The organism is Aeromicrobium flavum (assembly GCF_007992115.1).
Taxonomy (GTDB): domain Bacteria; phylum Actinomycetota; class Actinomycetes; order Propionibacteriales; family Nocardioidaceae; genus Aeromicrobium; species Aeromicrobium flavum.
In genome coordinates this window covers 53,488-79,313 of the sequence record NZ_BJZQ01000015.1, presented here as the reverse complement: position 1 = coordinate 79,313, position 25,826 = coordinate 53,488, and the positions used below count along the sequence as shown (strand labels likewise).

The following is a 25,826-nucleotide window of genomic DNA, read 5'->3' as shown; positions in this document are numbered from 1 at the left end:
GCCGGCGTGTCCGCACGGTGCCGATACGATCAGAGTGACGCGAAGGGCCTGAGATGACCATGCTGCACGAACCGACCGCCCGTCCCGCCGGAAACCTGCGCGGCGAGGCGCCGTTCCAGGACCTCCACGAGGTCGTCCGCGACCGGGTCGGCGACGGGACGTTCCACTTCTACCCCTCGCCCGGGAACTGGGGCGACTCCCTGATCAACCGCGGGAGCAGGGAGTTCTTCCAGCACCTCGGGCTGACGTGCACCGAACACGAGCGGTCCGACCTCGACACCCTCGACCCGGAGACCACGGCCGGGACGACGGCGGTCGTCGGCGGGGGCGGCGGATGGAACCGGAACTGGATCTCCACGGTCGCCTTCACCGAGCGCGTCGCGTCGATGTACCGCGACGTCGTCGTGCTGCCGAGCTCCTACGACCTGGACCTGTTGCCCGAGACCGGGCTGGAGAACGCGGTGCTGTTCTCCCGCGCCGAGCTCTCCGGCACGGAGAAGGCCAGCGGCTCCCCGCTGCGCTTCTGCCACGACATGGCGTTCTTCTGCGAGCTTCCCGAGGCGCCGGACCGCACGCTCCCCTACCCCCTCATCGCCCTGCGGCGCGACAAGGAGAGGCACCACCTCGCGGTCGACCCCGATCGCAACTTCGACATCAGCCTCCTCGGTACCGCACACACGGACGCGGGCGGCTTCTTCGACATCGTCGGTCGTTTCGAGGAGCTGTACACCGATCGCCTCCACGTCGCCATCGCCGGCGCGATGCTCGGCAAGAGCGTCTTCCTGCTCGAGGGCAACTACGGCAAGAGCGAGGGGGTCTTCCGTGGCTCGCTCGCGGCGCACTACCCGAACGTGCAGCTGCTCGACTGGGACGAGTTCGCCCCGATGAAGGTCGTCGGCATGCAGCCGATCGGAGTGCCCGGGTACCAGGGAGAGGCGTCGCATGCCTGACAGCACGGTCTGGGACCTCGGGGTCCCCGCGGCGGGCTCGGTCGACCTGAGCGTCACCACCACCATCACGTTCCCGCTCAAGGCCTTCGTCGCCACCGTCGAGGGGGTCGACCCGCAGCGCTTCGTGGCGCAGAACCGGCACTGGGTGATCAGCGAGCGGCTGGGGCGGCCCTTCATGTACGTGCCCGAGACCTCGTCGGCGACGTCCGTCGTCCGGCTCGGCAGCATCACCATCCCGGACGACTCGGCCGAGGTCGCCCTGGCCATCGCGCCGTGGAACGGCCGCCAGGAGTGGCCGGCGCGAGCGTTCGAGATCCTCCAGGTGTCACGCAAGCTGCCGTCGGGGCGAACGCTCACGACGTACCTCGAGGGAGAACCGCGACCGTGAACGATCTCGACATCTCGGTGGTCATCGGCTACAAGGACTGGGGCAAGGACCGCCTCCTCGGCGCGATCACGTCGACCCGTGGCGCGCTCGGCGACCTGACCGGCGAGATCATCGTGTCCGACTACGGCTCGGTCGAGTACGCGGGCTACCGCTCCGCGATCGAGGAGGCCGGTGCCGTCTACGTGCGCACCGAGACCAACGGCGTCTGGTCGCGGTCACGGGCGCTCAACGCCGGACTCCAGCACGCCACGGGTCGGGTGCTCGTCACCACCGACGCGGACATGGTGTTCTCACCGGGCACGTTCCCGCTCGTGTTCGAGCGCCTCACCCACGATCCCCAGCAGTTCCTCCTCATGCAGTGCAACGACCTGCCCGAGGGCATCGACCACGACGCCATCGAGCGAGGCCGGTACTCGTGGCCCGAGCTGAGCCGGATCGCCACGCAGCGTCCCCGGTGGGGCATGGGCGGCATGATCGCCTTCTCCCGCGAGGCGTACTTCGGGACGCGCGGACTCGACGAGCGCATGGAGATCTACGGCGGCGAGGACATCGACTTCGCCCACCGACTCCAGCGCCTCGGGTTGAAGCTGACCTGGCTCGCGGAGCCGGGTGCGGAGATGTTCCACGTGTGGCACCCCTCGTCCCGCGCGAGCGCGAACGAGACCGAGGCCGGCCGGGCGGCCATCGAGCTGAACCGCCAGATCCACCTGCACGACAAGACCGCGGCGCGCAACCTGGCGAACTGGCAGTTCGCCCCGCAGGACGCCCCGCCACTGGTGTCGGTGGTCATCTCGACCCACAACCGGGCGGCCTACCTGGGGTACGCGATCCGCTCGGTGCTGGCGCAGAGCATGCCCGACCTCGAGCTCATCGTCGTCGACGACGGCTCCACCGACGACACGCGCGCGGTCGTCGAAGGCTTCGACGATCCGCGCGTGCGGTACGTGCACCAGCAGCAGAGTGGGATCGCCGCCGCGCGCAACCACGCCACGTCGATCGCGCGCGGCAAGTACATCGCCGTGATGGACGACGACGACCTCATGCTGCCCACCCGCCTGGAAGTCTCGCTCGACGCGATCGTCGAGGGGGCGAACGGCGCCTACGGCGGCTGGGCCATCTTCCGGGAGGGCGACGGGTCCATCACCTTGGAACCGGGCAAGAAGCTGTCCCTCGAGGCCCTCCTGTTCAACGGGGCCGTCCTCACCCACGCGACCATCCTCATCGAGCGCCGCTGGCTCCTGGCCGTGCCGTACGACGAGACGCTGCGCAGCGGCTCGGACTACAACCTCGCCGTGCGGCTGGTCCGAAGCGGCGCACGGTTGAACCACTGCGGCCAGTACGTGCTGATGCGCCGCCTCCACGACGACCAGATCACCGCCACCGACCCGAACATCCAGAAGACCTCCGCCCTGGTCACCGGATTCTGGGCCCGGGCGACCATGATCAACTCCGACATCGTGGCCGCGCGGCGGGACCGCTCCACCCTCGACCAGGCCGAGACGCCGCCCTTCGCGCAGGTCGAGCGGCGTGTCGTCGAGTACCTCCCCGACGACGTCGTCTCCCGACGCGTCCTCGTCCACCTCGGTGCCGGCACCCGTCCCCGGTCCGACCAGGTGGCAGCGATCCTGGCCCGCGGACGCGGCCGGGTCATCAGCCGCGCCGGGGCCGACGTGGCCGTCGCCGCGGACTGCGAGGTCCCGGACGTGACGCTCGACGAGCTCCTGCAGTTGCGCGAGGTGTTCGGCTCCGGCCTCGCCGTGGAGACCACGTTCCGCGACTCGGGCCGGGTGATCGGCGACGTCGGTCTCTCGTCCCTGGCCGAGAGCGACTGGCGCGACCTGCTGGCCGACGATGCGACCCGAACGGCGGCGGTCGACGACCTCCGCCTCGCCCTGGCCGCCTGCGCCGTCGTGGTGGCGCGCGACCGGGCGGCCGTCGCGGCCGCGGTGCCCGCACTGAGCACGCTGGGACCGGTCTTCGAGTACGAGATCGACTCGTCCGACGGCAAGCAGTTCGCTGCCGTGTCGCCGATGCTGGGCGACGACGTCGAGTCGCTGGCGCTCGAGACCCGCAGGAACATCGATCTCGGCGAGGTCGAGTTCGTGACGATCTCCGGAGGTGAGGGGCCCGCATGAGAATCCACTGGAACGGCCGCGGCGCGACGGGCAGGTTCTCGATCGCCGCCGAGCCCGAGGCGTACGACGCGACGCCGGCGGTGAGCGACTTCTTCGTCGACCGGGACATGCTCCTGCTCAGCGACGACGTCCTCTCCCTCGCAGCGTTCCTCGCCTTCGCTCCGTACTGCAGCGGGTCGCTCACCCTGCCCCGGAGCGTCTCGCCCGAGCTCGCCCAGGCGATCACCGAGTTCCAGGCCCCGGCATGGGTCCGCGTGGCGAACGTCGACATGGAGCCGCGACGAGCCCCGCAGGGCAGCGGGATGGCGCTGGTCGTCGACGACTCCCTGACCTTCGAGCCCCTGCCCAACACCTGGGGACGCGCACGCAACCTGGCGGTGGGCGTGCTGGACTCGGCGAGCTGGGCCGGCGACCTCGTGGGCACCGACCGGTTGCTCGTGGCCTCGAACGCCCACCTGATCAGCCAGATCGGCCCGGCGTCCCACGCGTACCTGCCGCTGGTCGCCACCGCGATGCTGTTCATGGAGTCCTACAACTGCTCGACGCTCGTCCTTCCCGACGACGCCGTCGATGCCGCCATGTGGGACCGGCTCGCCGGACTGGTCAAGGCGGCCAAGTTCGCCCTGCTGCGTGAGTCCGAGGCCCGCGCCTTCCTGGCCGCGACCACGAGCTAGCGCGCGATCCCCGGGGTGCGAGACGCAGGTCACGGCCGGCGGAACTCGCGAGTTCATGGTTCTTGCGAACCATCACCGCATGGTCATGCCAGACTGTCCGCCGAATCCATCGCCCACTCGGGGAGAGAAATGAACCGAACCCTCACCAAGGTCGCCGTCGCGGCGGCGGCCGCCATGACCCTGTCGCTCGCAGCGCCGGTGTCCGCCCAGGCCAGCGAGGCCGTCGCCGCCGAGCGCGGCAGCGTCTCCACCGCCGTCAGCACCCCGGTCGCCGCTTCGGCCACCGGCGCGGTCCGCTTCACCACGCACGCCGTCCTCACCGGCAGCACCAGCACCTTCGCGAAGACGGCCGTGTCCGTCTCGGCGCCCGGTGCCGTCAGCTGGTACGTCCGCGGCGACGTCTACGTCAACGGCGTCGCCCGCGTCCGCGACGAGAGCATCGCCTCGAACCGCTACCCCACCGGAAGCCTCTACTGGCCCCGGGCGTCCGGCTACGGCAAGGCCCAGTTGCGCAACGTGCGGATCGAGGCCTACGACGCCCAGTACAACAAGACGATCTCGAAGCTGCCCGACAGCAACGTCATCCTGGTCCGTCGCGGCACGACCTACCCGTCGGCCAGCATCATCCCGCGCGGCAAGAAGCGGACGATGAAGGCGAAGAACTGGAAGGTCTACCAGCCCAACGGCAGCACGGTGAGCGTTCGCAAGATCACCGTCAAGCGCTACTCCAAGGGCAAGTGGCGCAACGTGAAGCACATCAAGCTGAACCGGAACGGCAACGGCAAGGTCAGCTGGAAGACCAAGAAGAAGTACAAGTACCGCGTCTACCTGAAGACGACCGCGACGGTGCAGGGCACGTTCCTGTACTGGCGCGGGAAGATCTGACGCAGCCCCACCGCGCGCGGCGCCGGTCCACCTTCGGGTGGGCCGACGCTGCGCCGTTTCCGGCCCCTCCCGCATCCCCCACTTCTGGGGCGGGCCAACCCGCCGCGGCCGTGCCAGACTGTCCCTGCCACACCCACATCTCATCTCGGGGAGAACCATGAACCGACGCTTCACCCGGGTCGCGCTGCTCGCGGCCACCGCCCTGACCCTGTCGCTGGCCAGCCCGGTCGCCGCGCAGGCCGACGAGTCGGGCGCGGCCCTCGCGCCGTCCACGACGGCTTCGCAGCAGTCCCTGGCCTCCCGGAGCGGCTCGGCCGCCACGGCCGCGAACGCGCTCTCCACCTTCAAGGTCCGCCACGGCGCGATCGTGCGCCGCGGCAACAACCCGGTGGCCGCCACCTTCGTGCCGAGCGTGAACGGCAGCGGCTTCCGTGCGGACGTCTACGTGAACGGTCGTCTCCGCGGGCAGGTCCCGCTGGTCTACACGAACCAGTTCAACTACACCGGCGCCTGGGGCATCGGCACCGTCCGTCTCGGCCCCGTCCGCTACGTCGACACCACCGGCAGGCCGCAGGTCTCCTTCCAGTACAGCAACACCTTCCGCATCCGTCAGGGCCTCTACGTGAAGAAGGGCCTCAAGCAGTTCAAGCTGTCCCGCAAGGGCAACAAGGTGACGATGCGCGCGCAGTCCGTCCGCAGCTTCAACGGCGCCAAGTACGTGTCGGTCGGCAAGGCCGTCATCCAGGTCAAGTCCGGCCGCAAGTGGAAGAAGTTCAAGACCCTCAAGCTGAACAAGAACGGTCACAGCAAGAAGATCAAGTTCACCCGCAAGGGCAAGCGCACGTACCGCCTCTACATCCCCACGACCACGAAGGTCCTGGGCGGCTCCACCAAGGGCATCCGCATGTGATCCCAGCAGCACCCGCGCAGCGCCGGTCCACCTTCGGGTGGGCCGGCGCTTCGCCGTTCCCGGGCGGGCTCAGGCCCAGTCGCCCCGGCGCAGCGGGGTGAGCAGCTCGTGGATGGTGGCCCGGTGCTCGGCGCTCACGTCGCCCAGCCCGAAGTCGAGGCTCACCAGCGCCTCGGTGGCCTCCTCGAGCACCGTCCGCCCGGCGGGCGTGAGCGAGGCCAGCGCGCGGCGACGGTCGCTGGGGTCGACGTTGCGGTCGACGAGCCCGTCGGCGACGAGCCGGTCGATCACGTTCGTGACCGAGGTCGGGTGCACCATGAGCCGCTCCCCGATCTTCGACAGCGGCAGCGAGCCCGACGAGCTGAACGACAGCAGCCGCAGCACCTCGTAGCGCGCGAAGGTGATGCCGAACGGCTTGAGCGCCCCGTCGAGGCGGGCCAGCAGGATCTGGTGCACCCGCATGATCGACGTCGCCAGCCGCATCGAGGTGGCGTCGCCGACGCGCTCCTGCCACAGCTCGGCGGCGCGGTCGATGGGGTCGAAGTCCAGTCCGGGCATGGCCCCCACGGTAGCGACCGGACGCCGTCGTCCCCGCCCCATGGCCGGCTCGAGCCCATGTGGCGGACCGCACGTCCACGCGAATCGAGATTAGCGTAGCCTTACCTTGTCATCATCACTCCTGAAAGGCACACCATGCGCATCGCCCGCCTCCTGGCCGTGGCCACCCTCGCCTTCGGGCTCACCGCCTGCGGCTCGTCCGACGACAGCTCCGACGACGCCAAGGCCTCCGGCGGCGACTCCTTCCCGGTCGAGATCGAGCATGCGTTCGGCACGACCGAAGTCACGGCTGCGCCCGAGCGCGTCGCGACGGTCGCCTGGTCGAACCAGGACACCGCGCTCGCCCTCGGCGTCGTGCCGGTCGGCATGCCCAAGGTGACCTACGGCGACGACGACACCGACGGACTGCACCCGTGGGTGAAGGACAAGCTCGACGAGCTCGGCGCCGAGACGCCCGCGCTGTTCGACGAGAACGCCGGCATCGACGCCGCGGCCGTCGCCAAGACGAGCCCCGACCTGATCCTGGCGCCCAACTCCGGCCTGACGAAGGAGGAGTACGAGACGCTCTCGAAGATCGCCCCGGTCGTCGCGTTCCCCGGCCAGGCCTGGGGCACCTCGTGGCGTGAGGCCATCGAGATGACCGGCAAGGCGCTCGGCAAGACCGACGAGGCCGACGACGTCATCGCCGACCTCGAGAAGCAGATGGACGCCGCCGTCGCCGATCACCCCGAGATCAAGGGCAAGTCGGCCGTCATGAGCTGGATCGACCCGACCGACCTGAGCAAGGTCGGCTACTACACCGCCTCCGACACCCGCGCGACGTTCCTGAACGACCTCGGCTTCAGCACGCCGGACTTCGTCACCGAGTCCTCGAAGAACTCCGACAAGTTCTTCCTCGAGATCAGCGCCGAGAAGGCCGACGAGCTCTCCGGTGCCGACGTCTTCGTCGGCTACGGCGACGACGCCGCCCTGAAGAAGGCCCAGGCCGATCCGCTGATCGGCAAGATCCCCGCCATCGAGCGTGGTTCCACCGCCCTGCTGAAGGACAACACCCCGCTCGCCGCGGCCGTGTCGCCGTCGGCGCTCTCGATCCCGTGGATGCTCGACGACTACGTCACGCTGCTCGCGGATGCCGCTGCGAAGGTGAAGTGACCACAACGCTCGAAGCCATCGTGGGGGACGCCGTGAAGACACGGCGTCCCCCGTGGTGGTTGCTCCTCGGCCTGCTGGCGCTCGTCGCCGCGGTCTTCCTGTCGGTCGCCTTCGGCGCACGAGTCGTCAGCCTCGGTGAGGTCTGGACCGCGCTCACGACCGACTCCGAGAGCGTCACGTCCGCGGCCGTCCGCTCGCGCGTGCCGCGCACGATCCTCGCCATCGTGGTGGGCGCCGCCCTCGCCGTCGCCGGCGTCGTGCTCCAGGCCGTCACGCGCAATCCCCTCGCCGACCCGTTCATCCTCGGGATCAACTCGGGCGCCTCCCTGCTGGTCGTCATCGGCATCGCCTTCTTCGGCGCCGCGACCATGCCGCTCTACATCGTCTTCGCCCTCGCCGGCGCCGCGCTGGCCGCGGTCTTCGTCTACGCTGTGGGCTCGCTCGGCGTCGGCGGGCCCACGCCGCTGAAGCTGGCCCTCGCCGGCGCCATCACCACGGCCGCCTTCACGTCCCTGTCCAGCGCGATCCTGCTGCCGCGCATCGACGTCATGCGCGTCTTCCGGTTCTGGCAGGTCGGCAGCGTCGGTCGCGCCGAGAACAGCGACACGCTGCTGGTGCTGCCGATCCTGCTCGTCGGCACCGTGATCTGCGCCCTGTCGGCCCGCTCGCTGAACATCCTCGCCCTGGGCGACGAGGCCGCCGCGGGGCTGGGCGTCCACGTCACCCGGGTGCGCCTCGGTGCCGCCGGCGGCGCGATCATCCTCTGCGGCGCGGCCACCGCGCTGGCCGGACCCATCGGCTTCGTCGGCCTGATCGTGCCGCACCTGTGCCGCCAGCTCGTGGGCGCCGACCACCGGTGGCTCCTGCCGATGTCCGCGATCGCCGGCGCCACCCTCCTGACCCTCGCCGACGTCGTGGGCCGCGTGCTCGGGCGACCGGACGAGATCGACGTCGGCGTCGTCACCGCGCTCATCGGCGCACCGGTCTTCCTGTGGGTCGTCCTGCGCCGATCGGGGTCCCGCGCATGAGCGCCAACCGCACCGCGTCCGAGACAGTCCGCGCGGTCCGCCTGCGCGGCGCCCGCCGCGCCAGGCTGATCGTCGCCGGCCTCGCGATCGCCCTGGTCGCCCTCTTCGCCGGATCGCTGGCCTTCGGCGATCCCGTGTACTCCCCCGCCGACGTGTGGCGGGTCCTCACCGGCCAGTTCGTCCCCGGGGCCTCCTTCATCGTGGGCGAGCTGCGCCTGCCGCGCTCCGTCCTCGCCGTGGTCGCCGGGGCGTGCTTCGGCCTCGCCGGCGTCACGTTCCAGACCATGCTGCGCAACCCCCTGGCCAGCCCCGACATCATCGGCATCACCAACGGCGCCAACGCCGCCGCCCTGTTCGCGATCGTCGTCCTGGGTGCCAGCGGCCTCGTCGTCTCCCTCGGCGCGGTCGTGGCCGGCGTGGCCACCGCCGCCCTGATCTACGCGCTCGCGTCCAGCGGGGCGGCCGTCGGCGCGCGACTGATCCTCGTGGGCATCGGCATCGCGGCGATGCTCAACAGCGTCACCGCGTACCTGCTCGTCTACGCGAACGAGTTCGACCTGCAGCGCGCGATGCGCTGGCTCAACGGCAGCCTGAACCTGGCCACCTGGGACGGCGTCGCGCTCGTCGCGGTGCCGTTCGTCGTGCTCGCCCCGGCCCTGCTGCTGCTCTCGCGCCGGCTGTCGCTGCTGCGCCTGGGCGAGGACCTCGCCGCCGGGCTGGGCGTGCCCATCGAGCCCACCCGTCGGCTGCTCGTCCTCGTGGCCGTCGGCCTGGCCGCGTTCGCCACGGCGGCCACCGGGCCGATCCTGTTCGTGGCCTTCATGGCGGGTCCCATCGCCACCCGCCTCGTGGGTCACCGCGGTTCGCCGATGGTGCCCTCCGCCCTGGTCGGCGCCCTGCTGGTCCTCGCCGCCGACCTGCTCGGCCAGTACGCATTCGGCACGCGCTACCCCGTCGGCGTCGTCACCGGTGCGCTCGGCGCCCCGTTCCTGATCTACCTGCTCATCCGCACCCAGCGCACGGGAGGCTCCCTGTGACCACCACCTTGACGACCGAGGCCCTGACCCTCGGCTACGGCGACCGCACGATCGTGTCCGACCTGAGCCTGTCGCTGCCGGCAGGGAAGATCACGACGATCGTCGGCGCCAACGCGTGCGGCAAGTCGACCCTGCTGCGCGGCATGGCCCGGCTGCTGACTCCCGCGCACGGCCGCGTCCTGCTGGACGGGCACGACATCCACTCGATGCCCACGAAGCAGGTCGCGCGCCGCCTGGGACTGCTGCCGCAGTCGCCGATCGCCCCCGAGGGCATCACCGTCACCGAACTCGTCGCCCAGGGCCGCCACCCGCACCGGCGCACGTTCGCGCGCTGGACGGCCGCCGAGGACGAGATCATCGCCGACGCCCTCGAGGCCACCGGGGTGCTCGACCTGGCCGACCGCGTCGTCGACGAGCTGTCGGGTGGACAGCGCCAGCGGGTGTGGATCGCACTGGCCCTGGCCCAGCAGACCGAGGTGCTGCTGCTGGACGAGCCCACGACCTTCCTCGACGTCTGCCACCAGGTCGAGGTGCTCGACCTGCTGACCGACCTCAACCGCTCGCGCGGCACGACGATCGCGATGGTGCTGCACGACCTCAATCTCGCCGCGCGCTACGCCGACCACCTGGTCGCCGTCCGCGAGGGCACCGTGCACGCCCAGGGCACCGCCGAGGAGGTCCTGACCGAGCACCACGTCGCCGCCGTCTTCGGCCTCGACGCCCGCATCATCGAGGACCCCACCACCGGGCGCCCCATGGTGCTGCCGCTGGGGCGCCACCATGTGCGCGGGTTGCGCGACGTCTCCCCGGTCAACCGGGGAAACCACCACGATGCGGGGAAGGTCTCCCCCGCATCGTGAGGGGAGACCCCGCACGGTCGGCCCACGCGGACCGTTCCGGGCTCAGGGACGCCGCGGGAACCGGCTGAAGTCCGGGGTGCGCTTCTCCCTGTAGGCGTCGCGACCCTCCTGGGCCTCGGCCTGTCCGTAGAAGAGCAGGTTGGCGTCGTGCGCGAGCTGCTGGATGCCCGCGTAGCCGTCCTCGTGCGCGTGGAAGCTGAGCTTCGACAGGCGCAGGGCCCACGGCGACAGCTGCAGCATCTCGCGGCACCACGTCACGGCCTCGGCCTCGAGGTCCGCGAGCGGCACGACGGTGTTGACCAGGCCCATGCTCATGGCCTCCTGCGCGTCGTACTGGCGGCACAGGAACCAGATCTCCTTGGCCTTCTTCGGGCCGACGAGGTCCGCCAGGATGCTGGCGCCGTAGCCGCCGTCGAACGAGCCGACCTTCGGGCCGACCTGGCCGAAGCGGGCGTTGTCGGCCGCGATGGTGAGGTCGCAGACCAGGTGCAGCACGTGCCCGCCGCCGATGGCCCAGCCGGCCACCGCCGCGACGATCGGCTTCGGCGTGCGACGCATCTGGACGTGGAGGTCGGTGACGTCGAAGCGGCCGGTCGCGCCCTCGTCGGACTTGTAGCCCGAGTCGCCGCGGACGCGCTGGTCGCCACCGGAGCAGAAGGCCTTCTCACCCTCGCCGGTCAGGATGATCGCGCCGACCGACTCGTCGTCGCGCGCGATGGTCAGGGCGCGGGAGATCTCGCGGATCGTCTGCGGGCGGAAGGCGTTGTGGACCTCGGGACGACAGATGGTGATCTTCGCGATCCCGTCCTCGGTCGTCTCGTAACGGATGTCGGTCCACTCGCCGGAGGCAGTCCACTCAGTCATGGTTTCCACCCTAGGCTGGGCCGCGATGCACGATGACCTCGGCTTCGACGTCGCCCTCCCGGGCCCGGCCCGCCGCGTCGTCAGCCTCGTCCCGTCGCTGACGGAGGCGATCGCCGCGACCCGCCCCGAGGCCCTCGTGGGCGCCACGGACTGGTGCACCCATCCCGCCGACCTGGCCGTGCCGCGCGTCCGCGGCACGAAGAACCCCGACCGCGCCCGTGCTCGCCCTCTCCCCCGACCTCGTCGTCGCGAACAAGGAGGAGAACCGCGAGCTCGACGTGCGACGGCTCCGCGAGGCGGGAGTCCCGGTGTGGGTCACCGACATCGAGACCGTCGACGGGGCGTTCACCGCGATGCGACGCCTGTTCGGGGAGGCACTCGGCTGGGGCGTGCCGTCGTGGCTGACCGACGCGGAGCGGCTCTGGGCGGAGCCCGTGGCGCCGGACGGTCGCCGCATGGCCGTCGCGATCTGGCGCGACCCGTGGATGGTGGTGGGGCGCGACACGTTCACGGGCGACGTGCTGCGCCGGCTCGGCCTCGTGCACGCGTTCGCCGACCATCGCGACCGCTACCCGCACGTCGACCTCGCCGACCTCGACACGGCCGCCCTCGACCTCGTGCTCCTGCCGGACGAGCCCTACGTGTTCACGCAGGAGGACGGACCGGAGGCGTTCACCCGCGTCCCGACCGCGCTGTGCAGCGGGCGGGCACTCACCTGGTACGGCCCGTCGCTGCTGACCGCGCGACAGGCCCTGGCCGCCGCGCTGGCCTGATCAGCTGTCGCTCTCGATCTCGTCGATCGTCTGCTGGGCCGCGGCCTTGCGCACCTGGGCCTTCTTCGAGATCGACTTGCGACCCGACCGCGCCGACTTCTTCGGCGCAGGCTCGACGTTGGCGCCCGAGACGATCTTCGGCTCGTGCGCGATGACGTAGGGGGTCTCGCCGACGATCGCGTTGTGGCTGCGCCACAGAAGGTACTTCAGCGACAGGTTGGTCATCGTGGCGAACCGGTTGCGGTTGCCCAGCAGCAGGGCGACGTGGACGGTGACCCAGATGAACCACGCGGGGAAGCCCTTGAGGCGCGGCAGGCCGCGCACCTCGGCGATGGCGGACGCGCGGCCGATCGTGGCCATCGTGCCCTTGTCGAAGTACTTGAACGCCTTGGGCAGCTTGCCACCCGACACCTTCGCCGAGATCACCTTGGCGACGTGCTTGCCACCCTGGATCGCGGGCTGACCCAGCTGCGGCAGCGGCGAGTCGGGGTTGACGGAGATGTCGCCGATGGCGAAGACGTCGGGGATGCCCCGCACCTGCTGGTGCTCGTCGACCTCGATGCGGCCGCCACGACCCTGGGGCAGGCCCCAGTCCTTGACGATGCCGTGCGCGGCGACGCCCGAGGCCCACACGACGATGCCGGCGGTGAGGAACTCCTCGTTGCCGTCGTTCTCGATGAGGACGCCGTCGCGACGCACCTCCTTGACCGCGGTCTTCAGCCGCAGGTCGATGCCGCGCTTGATCAGCTCCTTGCGGGCGTACTCGCGCAGCTTGGGGTGGAAGGGGGCGAGCACGTGCTCGCCCATCTCGACCAGGGAGATGTGGATGCGCTTCTTGTCGAGCTCGGGGTAGGTCGTCGGCATGTCGAGGTTGCGCATCTCGGCCAGGGCGCCGGCGGTCTCGACGCCCGTCGCGCCACCACCGACGACGACGACGCGCAGGTCGCGGTCCTGGCCGTTGACGGCGGCGTTCTCGAGGTTGGCGAAGATCAGGTCGCGCAGCGCCAGCGCCTGCGAGCGGCGGTAGAGCGGCATCGCGAACTCCTCGGCACCGGGGATGCCGAAGTAGTTGGCGGTGACGCCGTTCGCGAGGACGAGGTAGTCGTACTTGACCGTGATGTTGCCGTCGAGCAGGACCGACTTCTCCTGGTGGTCCATCTCGACGACGGTGCCCTTGAGGAAGCGGACGTTGTCCTGCTTCGAACGGATCGCCCGCAGGAACCACGTGATGTCGCCGGGGTTCAGGCTGGCGGTCGCCACCTGGTACAGCAGCGGCTGGAAGGTGTTGTACGTGTGGCGGTCGATCAGGGTGATGTCGACGTCCGCGCGCTTGAGCTTGCGCACCAGCGCCAAGCCACCGAACCCGCCACCGACGACGACGACGTGCGGACGATAGGACGCGCGGACCTGTGCCATGCCGTCCAGACTATCGACCGTTTTACCAGCTTTCACGCGAGGGTTCCCTCGGTGTGAGGGGGATCATGCCCGATCGAACCAGGCCTTGGACTCAGGTCTCGACATTTGGACGATGACGATGATCGCGCCGAGGATCCACAGCAGTCCGACGGGCAGTCCCAGGGCCGCGAAACCCGCCGTCACGACGCTGACGACCACCAGCGCCCACCAGCCGAACCGCTGGCCCGTGGCGGCCCACGCCGTGGCTGCGAGACCCAGCAGCGACACGACCAGCCAGCCACCGAACAGCCACGTGCCGAGGGTGACCATCTGGCCCGCGGTCATCCCGGCGGACTCGAGCTGGTTCTGCAGCAGCTCGTTCTCGCGGTACGTCTTCGTGACCTCGTCACGCAGGGCGACGAGGGCGAGCAGGACCAGCCCCGAGCCGAGAGCGCCGAACAGCGAGCCGAGTCCGGCGATCCACAGCGCGAGGCTGACCGGGCGCGGCCGGCCGACCGGACCCGCGACCGGGAGGGCATGGGCCTGGGCTTGGCCCGGCTGGGCGTGCTGGGCGGGGTCGTACGCGGGCGGCTGGGCCACCGGACCGCTCGGGTCGGCCCGGTGCGGCGCGGGACCGGTGACCGACGGCGTCGTGCCCAGCGACAGCGGCGTGCGCCCGTTGACGACGGCGAACCACTGGCGGGCCGGCGCCGACCACAGCAGGTAGACGATGAGGCTGCCCAGGATCGCGGGCAGCAGCCCGGCGACACCGGTCGACAGGAACGTCACGGCGCCGAGACCGGCCAGCACGCTCAGCCCGATCCGCGAGGCCTGGTGTCCCTTGGCGGCGTAGAACGAGAACACCGTCGCGGCGATCGCGCCGACGAGCAGGGCCATGACGACCCAGCGGATCGTCGGCAGCAGCGCGTCGGGGTCGGCGCCGAGCGGCTCCAACCCCGAGCGCAGCGCCTCCTGGACCTCGATGGACCCCCAGTTCTGGAGCATCTCGAACAGGGCGACGACCGCCAGCAGGCCGCCGAGCCCGCCGTACACACAGGCGAGCGTCACCGAGCGGGGTCTGGGGGTGGACATGCCCTCGATCCAACCAGATCGGCCCCAGCCCCGATCACGCCCGGCGGACCACCAGCTCGTCGGCGTCGGGCTCGCGGTCCACCAGGACGGTGTCGCCGTCGCGGACCTCGCCCGCGAGCAGCTCGCGCGCCAGCCGGTCGCCGATCGCCTGCTGCACCAGCCGGCGCAGCGGACGGGCACCGTAGGCCGGGTCCCAGCCGGTGAGCGCCAGCCACTCCTTGGCCGCCGTGGTCACGTCGAGCGAGATGCGGCGCGGCGCCAGGCGGCGACCCAGCGAGTCCAACTGCAGGTCGACGATCCGGGTGAGGTCGTCGATCCCGAGCGCGTCGAACATGACGACCTCGTCGAGCCGGTTCAGGAACTCGGGCTTGAACGCCATCCGCACCACGTCCATGACCTTGTCGCGCTTCTGCTGGTCGTCCAGCGCGGGGTCGACCAGGAACGGCGAGCCGAGGTTGGACGTCAGGATCAGCAGGACGTTGCGGAAGTCGACCGTGCGGCCCTGGCCGTCGGTGAGCCGTCCGTCGTCGAGCACCTGCAGCAGGATGTCGAACACCTCCGGGTGCGCCTTCTCGACCTCGTCGAGCAGCACCACCGAGTACGGGCGCCGGCGCACGGCCTCGGTCAGCTGACCGCCCTCGTCGTAGCCGACGTACCCCGGAGGGGCACCGACCAGGCGCGCGACGGAGTGCTTCTCGCCGTACTCGCTCATGTCGATGCGCACGATGGCGCGCTCGTCGTCGAACAGGAAGTCCGCGAGCGACTTCGCCAGCTCGGTCTTGCCCACACCCGTCGGGCCCAGAAACAGGAACGAGCCGGTCGGGCGGTCGGGGTCGGACACCCCGGCGCGGGCACGGCGCACGGCGTCGGACACGGCCCGGACGGCCGCCCGCTGGCCGATGAGGCGCTTGCCGAGCTCGTCCTCCATGTGCAGGAGCTTCTCGGTCTCGCCCTCCAGCAGCCGTCCGGTGGGGATGCCGGTCCAGGCGCCCACGACCTCGGCGATGTCGTCGGGGCCGACCTCCTCGTGCACCATGCGGTCGGCGGCGACCGAGGCCTCGGCGGCCTGGGCGTCGGCGAGCTGCTTCTCCATCTGCGGGATCTCGCCGTAGAGCAGCCGGCTCGCGGTCTCCATGTCGCCCGCGCGCTGGGCACGCTCGGCGGCGATCCGGGCCTCGTCGATGCGCTCCTTGATCTCGCCGACGGCGTTCAGGCCCTGCTTCTCGGCCTCCCACCGCTGCTCGAGGGACCGCAGGGTCTCCTGCTGGTCGGCCAGCTCCTGGCGCAGCGACGCCAGGCGCTCCTGGCTGCCCTCGTCCTTCTCGCTCTGCAGGTGCAGCTCCTCCATCTTGAGCCGGTCGACGGAGCGACGGAGCTCGTCGATCTCGACCGGGCTGGAGTCGATCTCCATCCGCAGCCGGCTGGACGCCTCGTCGATCAGGTCGATCGCCTTGTCGGGCAGCTGGCGGCCCGGGATGTACCGGTGCGACAGCGTGGCGGCCGCGACCAGGGCGCCGTCGGCGATCTCGACCTTGTGGTGCGCCTCGTACTTCTCCTTGAGGCCGCGCAGGATCGCGATCGTGTCCTCGACGCTCGGCTCGCCGACGTACACCTGCTGGAAGCGCCGCTCGAGGGCCGGATCCTTCTCGATCGACTCGCGGTACTCGTCGAGCGTCGTCGCGCCGATCATCCGCAGCTCGCCGCGGGCGAGCATGGGCTTGAGCATGTTGCCGGCGTCCATGGCCGAGTCGCCGCTGGCGCCGGCGCCCACGACCGTGTGCAGCTCGTCGATGAACGTGACGACCTGGCCGTCGCTGTCCTTGATCTCGGCCAGGACGGCCTTCAGGCGCTCCTCGAACTCGCCGCGGTACTTCGCGCCGGCGACCATCGCCCCGAGGTCGAGGCTGACGAGCCGGCGACCGCGGAGCGACTCGGGGACGTCGCCGTCGATGATGCGCTGGGCCAGGCCCTCGACGACGGCGGTCTTGCCGACGCCGGGTTCGCCGATGAGCACGGGGTTGTTCTTGGTGCGGCGGCTGAGCACCTGCACGACGCGGCGGATCTCGGAGTCGCGGCCGATGACGGGGTCGAGCTTGCCCTCGCGGGCCAGCGCGGTCAGGTCGATGCCGTACTTCTCGAGCGACTGGTACTGGTCCTCGGCGTCCTGGCTGGTGACCTTGGCACCGCCGCGCACGGCAGCGAACGCGGCCGTGAGGGTCTCGGGCGTGGCGCCGTGCGACGCCAGCACCTGCTGCGCGGGGCCGGCGACCGTGGCGACGCCGACGGCGAGGTGCTCGCTGGAGACGAACTCGTCGCCGAGCTCCTCGGCGAGGTCGATCGCGCGCTGGAGCACCTCGTGGGAGGCGCGGGCCAGCTGCGGGTTGCCGACGGTCGAGCCGCTGGCGCTGGGCAGGCGCCCGATCGCCGCCTTGAGGTCGCTGCGCACGGCGTCGGGGTCGGCGCCGGCGGCGGCCAGCAGCGGGGCGGCCGTGCCGCCCTGCTGGTCGAGCAGGGCGGAGAGGAGATGAGCCGGCTCCACGGCGGGATTGCCGGCCGCAGCGGCCTGCTGCATCGCGGCAGCGAGAGCCTGCTGACTACGGGTGGTGAAGTGGTTCAGGTCCATGTCAGAATCAACGCCTCCAAAGTTGAGTCCATTCCACTCAACTTCAAGTTTACTCCGCCCCGGGCGCACGAAGGCCCGCCCCGGGTGGGGCGGGCCTGCGTGGAGGGGTCGGTCAGCTCACTCCTTGACCGGCGGCTGCTCCTTCGCGGCGGCGACCTTCGCGGCCTCCGCCTCCTGGAGCAGGTACTCGTCGCGTGCCGCACCGGGCACCCATCCGGTGTTGACGACCTTCACCTGGAAGACCGAGGCCGCGGCCACGAGCGCCACGCCGATCAGGATGCACAGCACGATGCCGATGACGTCGCTGGCCAGCATGCTCACGCCGAGCAGCGTGCCGAACCAGCCGAAGTCGGCGTCGCCGAAGGTCGAGTTCTGGAAGCCCAGCTCGCCGAAGACCTCCAGCAGCAGCGCCGGCAGGAGCGTGATGAGCACGCCGTTGACGAAGCCGCCGACGACCGCTCCGATGCGACCACCGGTGGCGTTGCCGAACACGCCCGCACCGCCGCCGGTGAAGAAGTGCGGCACCATGCCGGGCAGGATCAGCGCGAGGCCGAACGCCGGCTCGAGCCACACGGCCAGCAGGCCGAGCGCCAGCAGGCCGCCCGCGAACGACGACAGGAAGCCGATCAGCACGGCGTTGGCGCCGAACGGGAAGACGATCGGGATGTCGAGCGCCGGCTTCGCACCGGGAACGACCTTCTCGGCGATGCCCTGGAAGGCCGGGACGAGCTCACCCAGCACGGTACGGACGCCGTACAGGATGATCGCGACGCCGACACCGAACTGCAGCGCCTGGGCCAGGCCGGCCATGACGGCGGCACCGGCATCGGCCGAGCCGAGGGTCTCGCGGGTGGCGTCCGGACTGGCGATGAGGCCCCAGATCACGAAGAACTCGTAGATCAGGACCATCGACAGGGCGGTGGCCACGGTGGAGTCGCGCAGGAACCGCAGGCCCTGCGGGAAGTCGATCTCCTCGGTGGAGCGGCTGCGCTTGCCGACGGCCTGGCCGGCGGCACCGGCGGCGATGTAGCCCAGCGTGCCGAAGTGGCCGATCGCCAGCGTGTCGTCACCGGTGATCTTGCGCATCCACGGCTGGGCGAACGCGGGCATCACGACCATGATCACGCCGAGCAGCAGCGCTCCGACGATCACGACGACCCAGCTGCTGTCGCCGTTGAGGCCGACCGACAGCACGACGGTGAGCATCAGGGACATGAACACCATGTGGTGTCCGGTCAGGAAGATGTAGCGCAGCGGCGTGAAGCGGGCCAGCGCGAGCATCACGAGGAAGCCCAGCACCAGCACGTACGCGCTGCGTGAGCCGTACTCCTCGGCCGCGATGGCGGTGATGACCTCGTTGGTCGGGATCACGCCCTGCGCGCCCGTGACGTCGAGGATGATGTCGCCCAGCGGCGCCAGCGAGGCGATGACCACGTTGGCTCCGGCGCCCAGGATCAGGAAGCCGATGGCCGCCTTGAGGCCGCCGCCGATGATCTGGCCGCTCGACCGCTTGAGCGCGATGAGGCCGACCGCCGTGATGAGGCCGATGAGGTACGCCGGCACGTTGAGGATCTCTTTGCCGATGAAGTCGAGTACGTCGACCAACCAGTCCATGTGTCCTACTCCCTTGGTTCCGATCCGCGCGTCAGGAGACGAGCGGGGTCAGCTTCTCGGCGATCTCGCCGACGTCGGTGAAGTTGTCGATGATGACGACCTTGGCCGGCACCTCGCCGATCTCGTCGGCCAGGTCGGCCGAGGTCAGCACGATGTCGGCGGTGCGGGCGGCGCCCTTCGCGGTGCCGATGTCGGCGGCCTCGACGTCGACGTCCTGGTCCTTGCCGAGGGTCCGCAGGACCTTCTCGGCGTTCATCTTGAGCAGCACGGAGGTCCCGATGCCCATTCCGCACACGGCGACGATCTTCATGACGACGACCCTTCGTTGGTTGGTGACAGCAGTTCGAGGACACGCTCGGGCGAGTCGGCCTCGCGGAGCGTGGCGAGCAGGTCGGTGTCGCCGAGCACGGCGGCCAGCGACGACATGAGGCCGAGGTGACCGTCGTGGTCGAGGGCGGCCAGCGCCACGACGAGCCAGACCGGGTCGTTCTTCTCGTGCCCGAACTCGACCGGCTCGGCCAGCTGGAGCCAGGAGATGCCGGCCCGCTGGACGGCGGGCGAGGGGCGTGAGTGCGCCAGCGCGACACCGGGAGCCAGGACGATGTACGGTCCGAGCTTCTCGACGGTGGCGATCATCTCGTCGGTGTAGTCGTCGGTCGCGACGCCGACGGCGGTGAGGAGGGCGCCGGCCCGGCGGACCGCGTCCCGCCAGTCGGTCGCCGGCGCACGCACGGCGATCGCGTCGGTGCTGAGCTCATCGGAAAGTGTCACGGGTCGCCCCCTGGTGTCGCCGCCGCGGGGCGGTTGTTCGGAGCGTACCGCGCCGATCGGTTCTTTTGCCTAACCCTAGGCATATATGGGGGTGTCGCGGTCGGCGGCCCCCGGAGCGAGCCGAATCGCCTAGGCGGACGGGCGGCGCAGCACGCGGAGGCTGTCGGTGTGACCGACCTCGACGAAGCCCTCGGCCAGGGCGCGCTCGTAGATGTGGAAGGGCGCCTGGCCGCCGTCGTTCGGATCGGGGAAGACGTCGTGGATCGCCAAGGCGCCCCCGGGGCGCACCCACGGCGCCCAGCCGGCGTAGTCCGCCTGGGCGGCCTCCTCGGTGTGACCGCCGTCGATGAAGACGAGGTCGGCCGGCGTCCTCCACCACGACGAGATCGTCGAGGACCGACCCACCATCGGGACGACGACGTCCTCGAGGCCCGCGTGCCAGAGCGTGCGGCGCAGCACGGGCAGGGTGTCGAACGCGCCGGTCTCGGCATCGACGAGCGAGGCGTCGTGGTACTCCCAGCCGACCTGGTGCTCCTCCGAGCCGCGGTGGTGGTCGATCGTCACGAGCGTGGCCCCGCGCTCACGGGCGACGTGACCCAGGTGGACGGTCGACTTGCCGCAGTACGTGCCGATCTCGACGATCACGCCGCCGGCCGTCGCGTACTCCGCCGCCGCGTCGCGCAGGGCGGTGGCCTCGACGTCGGGCAGGAAGCCGCGCACGTCGTCGGCGATGCGGGCGAGGTCCTCGGGGAGCGCGTTCACCCGCCGCACTCTACGGGCCCCGGATCGACGTGCCGGATTCGTGACGGAGGGGGCCGGAGTTGCCCGTATCCTCATCGGGTGAGTCGACGTGTGATGACGTGGGCCGCCGCCTTCGGGGTGGCGGCCTCGTTGCTGCTGGCCCCCGGTGTCGCCTCGGCGACCGGGGAGCCCGTCGACCCCGTCACCGCGACTCCCGCTCCCCCGGCCGGCGGCGACGTCGTCGTCCCCGACCCGCAGGCGCCCGAGCGAGCCGATCCGCGGGTCCTGGTGTTCGGCGACTCGATCTCCGCGCCGGGCCGCTACCGCGCCGCCGCCACGACGAAGCACGCGAAGGCCTGGTGGGCCTGGGTGGCCGAGGGCGGCGGGATGGACGCGCGCGACGTGATGGTCAGCGCCGAGGCCGGCAGCGGCATCGTCAGCCGCGGCGACGGCAACGGTGGCGGGATGTGCACCGGGGCGACCTTCGGCGACCGGCTCGACCGCGTCGCGGCGACCCGCCCCCACGTCGTGCTGGTCGAGGTGGGCCGCAACGACATCTGGGACTGCGCCGGCACCCGGCGCGTGCCGGCGACGACGGCGAAGCGACAGAAGCTCGCCACCGCGTACTTCGACCGGCTCGCCGCGGCCGCGGACCGCCACGGCGTCGCCCGCTCGAAGGTCTACGTCATGACGGCGTGGGGGTCGAGGCACAGCGACAAGCAGGTGGCGGTGACCGCCCTCTACGAGAACCTGGTCCGGGCGCGCGGGCTCACGTGGGTCCCCCTCGCCTCCCTCCCGAAGGACCAGACCACCGACGGCGTGCACCCCACCGCGAAGGGCGCCCGCACGCTCGGGTCCTGGGCCCTCTCCTCGTCCGACCTCGCCACCGCGATCTCGTCACGTGGCACCCGCCCGGGCCGCGTCGCGTCCGGCAGCAGCGTGCGCTGCGAGGGGCTCGGGGCCTGCCGCACCGCGGGCGTCGCCGTCCACGGGTACGGCAAGGCGGCGCCGCGGGTCTGGGGCGCCCCGAAGGCCACCAGCCGGCACTACGTGGCTCACGTCCTGAGCTCGCGCAAGCGGCCCGCCGCCCCGGTGCTGGCCTCGGACACGCCACGCGGCTGGCGCCAGGAGGCCGTCGCCTCGCGCGCGGCCGTCCAGACCTCGCACCCCCGCGCCGGCGACGTGGCCTGGTGGCCGAACGCGCCCGCGAGCGCGGCCGCCGCCGGCGGACACGTGGCGGTCGTGGAGCGCGTCGCGGCGGACAACTCCGCCGTCATCGTCAGCGAGGTGACGGGCCGGGGCCGGTTCCGCACCGTCCGCTACTCCGGCGCCTCGCGGCCGCGTGGCTACCTGCGCTTCGCGGCGGCCGACGGCAGCCCGCGCGGCGTCGTCACCTCGATCACCGCCAAGCGCGGCCTGGTGGCCGTTCGCGGCCGGGCCCTCGACACCGACGCCGAGCGGCGCGGCGTGCGGATCCGGATCAAGGTCACGCAGGGCGGACGCAGCTGGACCCGCACGAAGCCGCCCACGCGCTTCGCGTTCTCCCACCGGCTCTCGCTGCCCGGGCTGCGCCCCGGTGCCGCCGTGGTGAAGGTGACGGCACTCGACGCGCCGAAGTCGCGGGGCAAGAATCGCGCCCTGCTGACGCGTCGCGTCGTCGTGCGCTGACGTTCCGGCACCACCTCACCCACAGCGGACGTGACACACGCCACAATCAGGGCATGACCACGCAGCGTGACGTCGACGTCCTGATCGTCGGAGCCGGCCTCTCCGGCATCAACATGGCCTACCGGATCCAGGAGGCGTGCCCCGACCTGACCTACGCGGTGGTCGAGCGGCGCGAGCGGATCGGCGGGACCTGGGACCTCTTCCGCTACCCCGGCGTCCGCTCCGACTCCGACTTCTTCACCCTCGCGTTCCCGTTCCGGCCCTGGCGCGGCAAGGACGCGATCGTCGACGGCGCCCAGATCCTGCAGTACCTCGAGGACACCGCGCGCGAGGCGGGCATCGACCGCCACATCAGCTTCGGGCGCCGCGTGGAGGGGGCGGACTGGTCGTCCGACGAGGGCCGCTGGACCGTCGAGGTCGACGGACCCGACGGACCCGAGACCTGGACGACGCGGTTCCTGGTCGCCTGCACCGGCTACTACGACTACGACCAGCCCTACGACCCCGGCTTCGTGGGGCTGGAGGACTTCGGCGGCACCGTCGTGCACCCGCAGTTCTGGCCCGAGGACCTCGACTTCGCCGGGAAGCGCGTGGTCGTCATCGGCAGCGGAGCGACGGCCGTGACGATCGTCCCCGCGATGGCCAGCACGGCGAGTCACGTCACGATGCTGCAGCGCACGCCGAGCTACCTGCTGGCGCAGCCCAAGGGCGACCCGATCGCCGACGTGGTGCGCAAGGTCGCTCCCCCGAAGGTGGCGCACCAGGTGATCCGCAGCAAGAACATGCTGCTGCAGTGGGCGCTGTTCCAGGCCTGCCAGCGCGCGCCGCGCACCATGCGCAAGGTGCTGCTGAAGGGCGTCGCCCACGGCACCGGCTCCGCCGAGATCGCCGAGCAGCACTTCAACCCGCCGTACGACCCGTGGGACCAGCGGCTGTGCGTCACGCCGAAGGGCGACATCTTCGCGTCGATCAAGGCCGGCGACGCCTCGGTGGTGACGGGCCGCATCGAGCGCTTCGTCGAGGACGGCATCCGGCTCGAGGACGGCACCGTCGTGCCGGCCGACGTCGTCGTGACCGCGACGGGCCTGTCCATCAAGATCCTCGGCGGCGCGCGCCTGACCGTCGACGGCGAGCCCCGTGACCCGGCCGAGTCGTTCGCGTTCCACGGCGCGATGCTGACCGGGCTGCCGAACCTCGCGTTCTGCGTCGGCTACATCAACCTGTCGTGGACGATGCGCTCGGACCTGACCTCCCGCCTCGTCGCGCGGGTCCTGCGGCGCCTCGCCGACTCCGGCGCCACCTCGGTCGTGCCGGTGTTCCCGGGCTCGTCGGAGTCGACGCCGCTCATGGACATGCAGTCGGGCTACCTGCAGCGCGGCGCGCACCTCATGCCGCGGGCCACGAGCTCGTACCCCTGGTCGTTCCAGCAGAACTTCCTCGTCGACTCGTGGTCGACCAACCGGGCCGACCTCGACGAGGGGCTGGAGTGGACCACCGCGTCCGCGCGTACGGAGGTCGGCGCATGAGGGCGGTCAGCGTCCACGAGGGCGAGCTGACGGTCGTCGACCTGCCCACCCCCGAGCCCGGTCCCGGCCAGCTGCTCGTGGCGGTGACGCGGTCGGGGATCTGCGGGTCGGACCTCCACGCCCGCGTGCACGCCGACGCGAGCGCCGACGTCGCGGCCGAGGTCGACTACGACCGCTTCATGCGGCGCGCCCACCACGTCGTGATGGGGCACGAGTTCACCGGCACGGTGGTGGCCTACGGGCCGAAGTGCCGCAAGCGGTGGCCCGTCGGCACGCCGGTGGTGGCGCTGCCCGTCCTCCAGCGCGACGGCCAGGTCGACATGACCGGACTGTCCGAGCAGGCGCCCGGCGGGTACGCCGAGTACGTGATCGTCCAGGAGGCGATGACCTTCGAGGTGCCGCACGGCGCCGATCCCGACCAGGTCGCGCTGACCGAGCCGCTGGCCGTGGCCCATCACGCGGTGAACCGCAGCGAGATCCGCCGGCGCGAGGTCGCGCTCGTGATCGGCTGCGGACCGATCGGCCTCGCCGTGATCCTGATGCTCAAGGCCGCCGGGGTGCGGACCGTCGTGGCGAGCGACTACTCGCCCGGCCGGCGCGCCCTGGCCCAGCGGTGCGGCGCCGACGTCGTGGTCGATCCGGCCGTCCAGTCGCCGTGGGAGGCCTACCCGCTCCCGGCGACCCACGTGAGCTCCGCGCCCGACTACTTCGGTCAGGGGATCGACGCGATGCGGATGCTGCGGCGCGTGCGCGGCGTGCCGTGGAAGCGCGTGATGAAGGCGGCCGAGCGCGCGGGCCAGACGCCGCGCGGCCCGGTCGTGTTCGAGTGCGTCGGCGTGCCCGGCGTCATCGAGGACCTCGTCACCCACGCACCCATCCGCTCGCGGATCATCGTCGTCGGCGTCTGCATGGAGCCGGACACCTTCCGGCCCACGATGGCGGTCAACAAGGAGCTCGATCTGCGCTTCGTGTTCTGCTACCAGCCGTACGAGTTCCACGAGACCCTCGAGATGATCGCCGACGGCCGCGTCGACCCCAGCCCCTTGCACACCGGCACCGTCGGCCTCGACGGCGTCGCCCAGGCCTTCGACGACCTCGCCGACCCCGAGCGCCACGCGAAGATCCTCATCGATCCGTCGCGGTGAGGTTCCGTCAGCGCCCCATGAACCCGGCGGCCGGGGTGGTGCCGGTGAGGGCGTCGTGCGCGAGCAGGGCCGTGCCGGCGGTCCAGGTGGACTGCTCGACCGGCCAGCGCTTGTCGTCGTTGTAGACCAGACCGGTCCACCAGGCGCCGTCCGGGTCGCGCAGGTGCTGGATGTCGGCGTAGAGCGCGGCGGCGGCCTCGGTGCGGCCGGCCCGCACCAACGCCAGGACGAGCTCGAGCGTCTCGCCGCCGGTGACCCAGGGGTTGACCGTGACGCAGCGCGTGCCGAACCCGGGCACGACGAACTCGTCCCAGCGCTCGTCCAGGCGCGCGGCGGCGGCGTCGCCGTCGAGGACGCCGGTCATCACCGGGTAGTACCAGTCCATCGAGAAGCGCGGCTTGGGCGTGAAGAGCTCGGGCCGCTGCGCGAGCGCTGCGGCGATCGCATCGGCGGCGTGCTCCCAGTGCGGGCGCGGGTGACCCCACCGCTCGGCCAGCCGCGCGGCGCAGCGCAGGCTGAACGCAATGCTGGAGTTGCCGGTGACGAGGCACTCGCCCGCGACCTTGCCGTCGACGCCGCGGGCCCAGGCGATCGGGCCGTCGCCGACCTGCAGCTCGAGCACGACGTCGATCGCCCGCTCGAGGGTCTCGAAGAACGGCCGCGTGTCGACCCCGAGCAGCTCGAGGTGCCACAGGCCGGTGGCCAGGTACGCGCAGTAGTTGGCGTCGGTCTCGGGCTCCTCGACGCCGTCGTCGTCGGTGCCGGGCCAGTACTTGCGCCCCCAGGAGCCGTCAGGCCGCTGCGCGTGCCGCAGCCAGTCGTACGCGGCCACGGCCTCGTCGACGAAACCGGCCGTGGCCAGGCCCATCGCCGCCTGCACGTGGTCCCACGGGTCGAGGTGACCGCCCTCGAACCACGGGATCGCGCCCGTCGAGAGCTGGACGGACGCGATCCACTTGCCGGTCTGCTGCGCCTCGGTGGGGGTCACGCGGCGTCCCTCACGCGACTTTTGGAACGGGATCCACGTCGAAAGCGCT

23 protein-coding genes and 1 pseudogene are annotated in these 25,826 nt (G+C 71.2%); 14 read left to right on the top strand and 10 right to left on the bottom strand.

The window, feature by feature from the left end:
• Positions 1-53: 53 nt before the first annotated feature.
• From AFL01nite_RS12840 to AFL01nite_RS12815, 6 genes are all read left to right on the top strand, one after another.
• Positions 54-950: a hypothetical protein gene (locus AFL01nite_RS12840; RefSeq protein WP_146828090.1), complete on the top strand. Its 897-nt coding sequence runs from the start codon at positions 54-56 to the stop codon at positions 948-950.
• On the top strand, positions 943-1,338 hold the full coding sequence (locus AFL01nite_RS12835) for a hypothetical protein (RefSeq protein ID WP_146828089.1): 396 nt from the start codon (positions 943-945) through the stop codon (positions 1,336-1,338). The genes AFL01nite_RS12840 and AFL01nite_RS12835 overlap by 8 nt, the downstream gene beginning before the upstream one ends.
• Positions 1,335-3,473, top strand: coding sequence for a glycosyltransferase family 2 protein (locus AFL01nite_RS12830; protein WP_146828088.1), 2,139 nt, complete (start codon positions 1,335-1,337; stop codon positions 3,471-3,473). The genes AFL01nite_RS12835 and AFL01nite_RS12830 overlap by 4 nt, the downstream gene beginning before the upstream one ends.
• Entirely contained in the window at positions 3,470-4,147 is a 678-nt protein-coding gene (locus AFL01nite_RS12825; protein ID WP_146828087.1) for a hypothetical protein, read from the top strand. Before AFL01nite_RS12830 ends, AFL01nite_RS12825 begins: the two co-directional genes overlap by 4 nt.
• A 129-nt stretch (positions 4,148-4,276) precedes the next feature.
• Positions 4,277-5,032, top strand: a complete 756-nt coding sequence (locus tag AFL01nite_RS12820) for a hypothetical protein (RefSeq protein ID WP_146828086.1) — start codon at positions 4,277-4,279, stop codon at positions 5,030-5,032.
• A gap of 157 nt (positions 5,033-5,189) precedes the next feature.
• Positions 5,190-5,942: a hypothetical protein gene (locus AFL01nite_RS12815; RefSeq protein ID WP_146828085.1), complete on the top strand. Its 753-nt coding sequence runs from the start codon at positions 5,190-5,192 to the stop codon at positions 5,940-5,942.
• A 69-nt stretch (positions 5,943-6,011) separates the two neighbouring features.
• On the opposite strand, the gene AFL01nite_RS12810 is transcribed toward AFL01nite_RS12815, so the two are convergent.
• Entirely contained in the window at positions 6,012-6,500 is a 489-nt protein-coding gene (locus AFL01nite_RS12810; protein ID WP_146828084.1) for a MarR family winged helix-turn-helix transcriptional regulator, read from the bottom strand.
• A 135-nt stretch (positions 6,501-6,635) separates the two neighbouring features.
• On the opposite strand from AFL01nite_RS12810, the gene AFL01nite_RS12805 reads away from it, so the two are divergent.
• From AFL01nite_RS12805 to AFL01nite_RS12790, 4 genes are read left to right on the top strand one after another with little or no spacing between them, the layout of a single operon-like run.
• On the top strand, positions 6,636-7,652 hold the full coding sequence (locus AFL01nite_RS12805; protein WP_146828083.1) for an iron-siderophore ABC transporter substrate-binding protein: 1,017 nt from the start codon (positions 6,636-6,638) through the stop codon (positions 7,650-7,652).
• A 32-nt stretch (positions 7,653-7,684) separates the two neighbouring features.
• Positions 7,685-8,680: a FecCD family ABC transporter permease gene (locus AFL01nite_RS12800; RefSeq protein ID WP_222593523.1), complete on the top strand. Its 996-nt coding sequence runs from the start codon at positions 7,685-7,687 to the stop codon at positions 8,678-8,680.
• Positions 8,677-9,717: a FecCD family ABC transporter permease gene (locus AFL01nite_RS12795; protein WP_146828081.1), complete on the top strand. Its 1,041-nt coding sequence runs from the start codon at positions 8,677-8,679 to the stop codon at positions 9,715-9,717. The genes AFL01nite_RS12800 and AFL01nite_RS12795 overlap by 4 nt, the downstream gene beginning before the upstream one ends.
• Positions 9,714-10,577 (top strand): ABC transporter ATP-binding protein, encoded by an 864-nt coding sequence (locus AFL01nite_RS12790; RefSeq protein ID WP_146828080.1) that lies wholly within the window; start codon positions 9,714-9,716, stop codon positions 10,575-10,577. Before AFL01nite_RS12795 ends, AFL01nite_RS12790 begins: the two co-directional genes overlap by 4 nt.
• Positions 10,578-10,619: 42 nt before the next feature.
• On the opposite strand, the gene menB is transcribed toward AFL01nite_RS12790, so the two are convergent.
• Complete coding sequence (gene menB, locus AFL01nite_RS12785; protein ID WP_146828079.1) at positions 10,620-11,441, bottom strand: 1,4-dihydroxy-2-naphthoyl-CoA synthase; 822 nt, start codon at positions 11,439-11,441, stop codon at positions 10,620-10,622.
• A gap of 25 nt (positions 11,442-11,466) precedes the next feature.
• Between menB and AFL01nite_RS12780 the strand changes: the two are divergent.
• Positions 11,467-12,214, top strand: a pseudogene (locus AFL01nite_RS12780) (helical backbone metal receptor).
• On the opposite strand, the gene AFL01nite_RS12775 reads toward AFL01nite_RS12780, so the two are convergent.
• The 7 genes from AFL01nite_RS12775 to AFL01nite_RS12745 all read right to left on the bottom strand — a co-directional run bounded on the left by AFL01nite_RS12775 (position 12,215) and on the right by AFL01nite_RS12745 (position 20,471).
• A complete protein-coding gene (locus AFL01nite_RS12775; RefSeq protein WP_146828078.1) occupies positions 12,215-13,630 on the bottom strand; it encodes an NAD(P)/FAD-dependent oxidoreductase in 1,416 nt (471 codons plus the stop codon).
• Between the two features lie 63 nt (positions 13,631-13,693).
• Positions 13,694-14,701 (bottom strand): hypothetical protein, encoded by a 1,008-nt coding sequence (locus AFL01nite_RS12770; protein WP_146828077.1) that lies wholly within the window; start codon positions 14,699-14,701, stop codon positions 13,694-13,696.
• Between the two features lie 34 nt (positions 14,702-14,735).
• Entirely contained in the window at positions 14,736-17,324 is a 2,589-nt protein-coding gene (gene clpB / locus AFL01nite_RS12765; protein ID WP_146828076.1) for an ATP-dependent chaperone ClpB, read from the bottom strand.
• 117 nt (positions 17,325-17,441) lie between these two features.
• Complete coding sequence (ulaA, locus tag AFL01nite_RS12760) at positions 17,442-18,938, bottom strand: PTS ascorbate transporter subunit IIC (protein WP_146828075.1); 1,497 nt, start codon at positions 18,936-18,938, stop codon at positions 17,442-17,444.
• 31 nt (positions 18,939-18,969) lie between these two features.
• Entirely contained in the window at positions 18,970-19,248 is a 279-nt protein-coding gene (locus AFL01nite_RS12755; protein WP_146828074.1) for a PTS sugar transporter subunit IIB, read from the bottom strand.
• The gene (locus AFL01nite_RS12750) at positions 19,245-19,709 is read right to left on the bottom strand and encodes a PTS sugar transporter subunit IIA (protein ID WP_146828073.1); all 465 of its coding nucleotides are present in this window, start codon (positions 19,707-19,709) and stop codon (positions 19,245-19,247) included. Before AFL01nite_RS12750 ends, AFL01nite_RS12755 begins: the two co-directional genes overlap by 4 nt.
• Before the next feature lie 129 nt (positions 19,710-19,838).
• Positions 19,839-20,471, bottom strand: a complete 633-nt coding sequence (locus AFL01nite_RS12745; protein ID WP_246119712.1) for a class I SAM-dependent methyltransferase — start codon at positions 20,469-20,471, stop codon at positions 19,839-19,841.
• A gap of 78 nt (positions 20,472-20,549) precedes the next feature.
• On the opposite strand from AFL01nite_RS12745, the gene AFL01nite_RS12740 reads away from it, so the two are divergent.
• Genes AFL01nite_RS12740 through AFL01nite_RS12730 form a run of 3 tightly spaced genes read left to right on the top strand, consistent with a single transcriptional unit; the run spans position 20,550 to position 24,789 of the window.
• Positions 20,550-22,118 carry an SGNH/GDSL hydrolase family protein gene (locus AFL01nite_RS12740; RefSeq protein ID WP_146828071.1) on the top strand — a complete coding sequence of 523 codons (1,569 nt, stop codon included), beginning with the start codon at positions 20,550-20,552 and terminating at the stop codon, positions 22,116-22,118.
• A 53-nt stretch (positions 22,119-22,171) separates the two neighbouring features.
• Positions 22,172-23,644 (top strand): flavin-containing monooxygenase, encoded by a 1,473-nt coding sequence (locus AFL01nite_RS12735; protein WP_146828070.1) that lies wholly within the window; start codon positions 22,172-22,174, stop codon positions 23,642-23,644.
• Positions 23,641-24,789 (top strand): zinc-binding dehydrogenase, encoded by a 1,149-nt coding sequence (locus AFL01nite_RS12730; protein WP_146828069.1) that lies wholly within the window; start codon positions 23,641-23,643, stop codon positions 24,787-24,789. Before AFL01nite_RS12735 ends, AFL01nite_RS12730 begins: the two co-directional genes overlap by 4 nt.
• A gap of 7 nt (positions 24,790-24,796) precedes the next feature.
• On the opposite strand, the gene AFL01nite_RS12725 is transcribed toward AFL01nite_RS12730, so the two are convergent.
• Positions 24,797-25,777, bottom strand: coding sequence for a prenyltransferase/squalene oxidase repeat-containing protein (locus tag AFL01nite_RS12725; RefSeq protein WP_222593522.1), 981 nt, complete (start codon positions 25,775-25,777; stop codon positions 24,797-24,799).
• Positions 25,778-25,826: the final 49 nt, after the last annotated feature.

What these genes read in the sequence shown, in the direction of transcription:
- AFL01nite_RS12840 (WP_146828090.1), top strand. Translation starts at nt 54, where the DNA reads ATGACCATGCTGCACGAACCGACCGCCCGTCCCGCCGGAAACCTGCGC.
- AFL01nite_RS12835 (WP_146828089.1), top strand. Translation starts at nt 943, where the DNA reads ATGCCTGACAGCACGGTCTGGGACCTCGGGGTCCCCGCGGCGGGCTCG.
- AFL01nite_RS12825 (WP_146828087.1), top strand. Translation starts at nt 3,470, where the DNA reads ATGAGAATCCACTGGAACGGCCGCGGCGCGACGGGCAGGTTCTCGATC.
- AFL01nite_RS12820 (WP_146828086.1), top strand. Translation starts at nt 4,277, where the DNA reads ATGAACCGAACCCTCACCAAGGTCGCCGTCGCGGCGGCGGCCGCCATG.
- AFL01nite_RS12815 (WP_146828085.1), top strand. Translation starts at nt 5,190, where the DNA reads ATGAACCGACGCTTCACCCGGGTCGCGCTGCTCGCGGCCACCGCCCTG.
- AFL01nite_RS12810 (WP_146828084.1), bottom strand. Translation starts at nt 6,500, where the DNA reads ATGCCCGGACTGGACTTCGACCCCATCGACCGCGCCGCCGAGCTGTGG.
- AFL01nite_RS12805 (WP_146828083.1), top strand. Translation starts at nt 6,636, where the DNA reads ATGCGCATCGCCCGCCTCCTGGCCGTGGCCACCCTCGCCTTCGGGCTC.
- AFL01nite_RS12795 (WP_146828081.1), top strand. Translation starts at nt 8,677, where the DNA reads ATGAGCGCCAACCGCACCGCGTCCGAGACAGTCCGCGCGGTCCGCCTG.
- menB (WP_146828079.1), bottom strand. Translation starts at nt 11,441, where the DNA reads ATGACTGAGTGGACTGCCTCCGGCGAGTGGACCGACATCCGTTACGAG.
- AFL01nite_RS12775 (WP_146828078.1), bottom strand. Translation starts at nt 13,630, where the DNA reads ATGGCACAGGTCCGCGCGTCCTATCGTCCGCACGTCGTCGTCGTCGGT.
- AFL01nite_RS12770 (WP_146828077.1), bottom strand. Translation starts at nt 14,701, where the DNA reads ATGTCCACCCCCAGACCCCGCTCGGTGACGCTCGCCTGTGTGTACGGC.
- clpB (WP_146828076.1), bottom strand. Translation starts at nt 17,324, where the DNA reads ATGGACCTGAACCACTTCACCACCCGTAGTCAGCAGGCTCTCGCTGCC.
- ulaA (WP_146828075.1), bottom strand. Translation starts at nt 18,938, where the DNA reads ATGGACTGGTTGGTCGACGTACTCGACTTCATCGGCAAAGAGATCCTC.
- AFL01nite_RS12755 (WP_146828074.1), bottom strand. Translation starts at nt 19,248, where the DNA reads ATGAAGATCGTCGCCGTGTGCGGAATGGGCATCGGGACCTCCGTGCTG.
- AFL01nite_RS12735 (WP_146828070.1), top strand. Translation starts at nt 22,172, where the DNA reads ATGACCACGCAGCGTGACGTCGACGTCCTGATCGTCGGAGCCGGCCTC.
- AFL01nite_RS12730 (WP_146828069.1), top strand. Translation starts at nt 23,641, where the DNA reads ATGAGGGCGGTCAGCGTCCACGAGGGCGAGCTGACGGTCGTCGACCTG.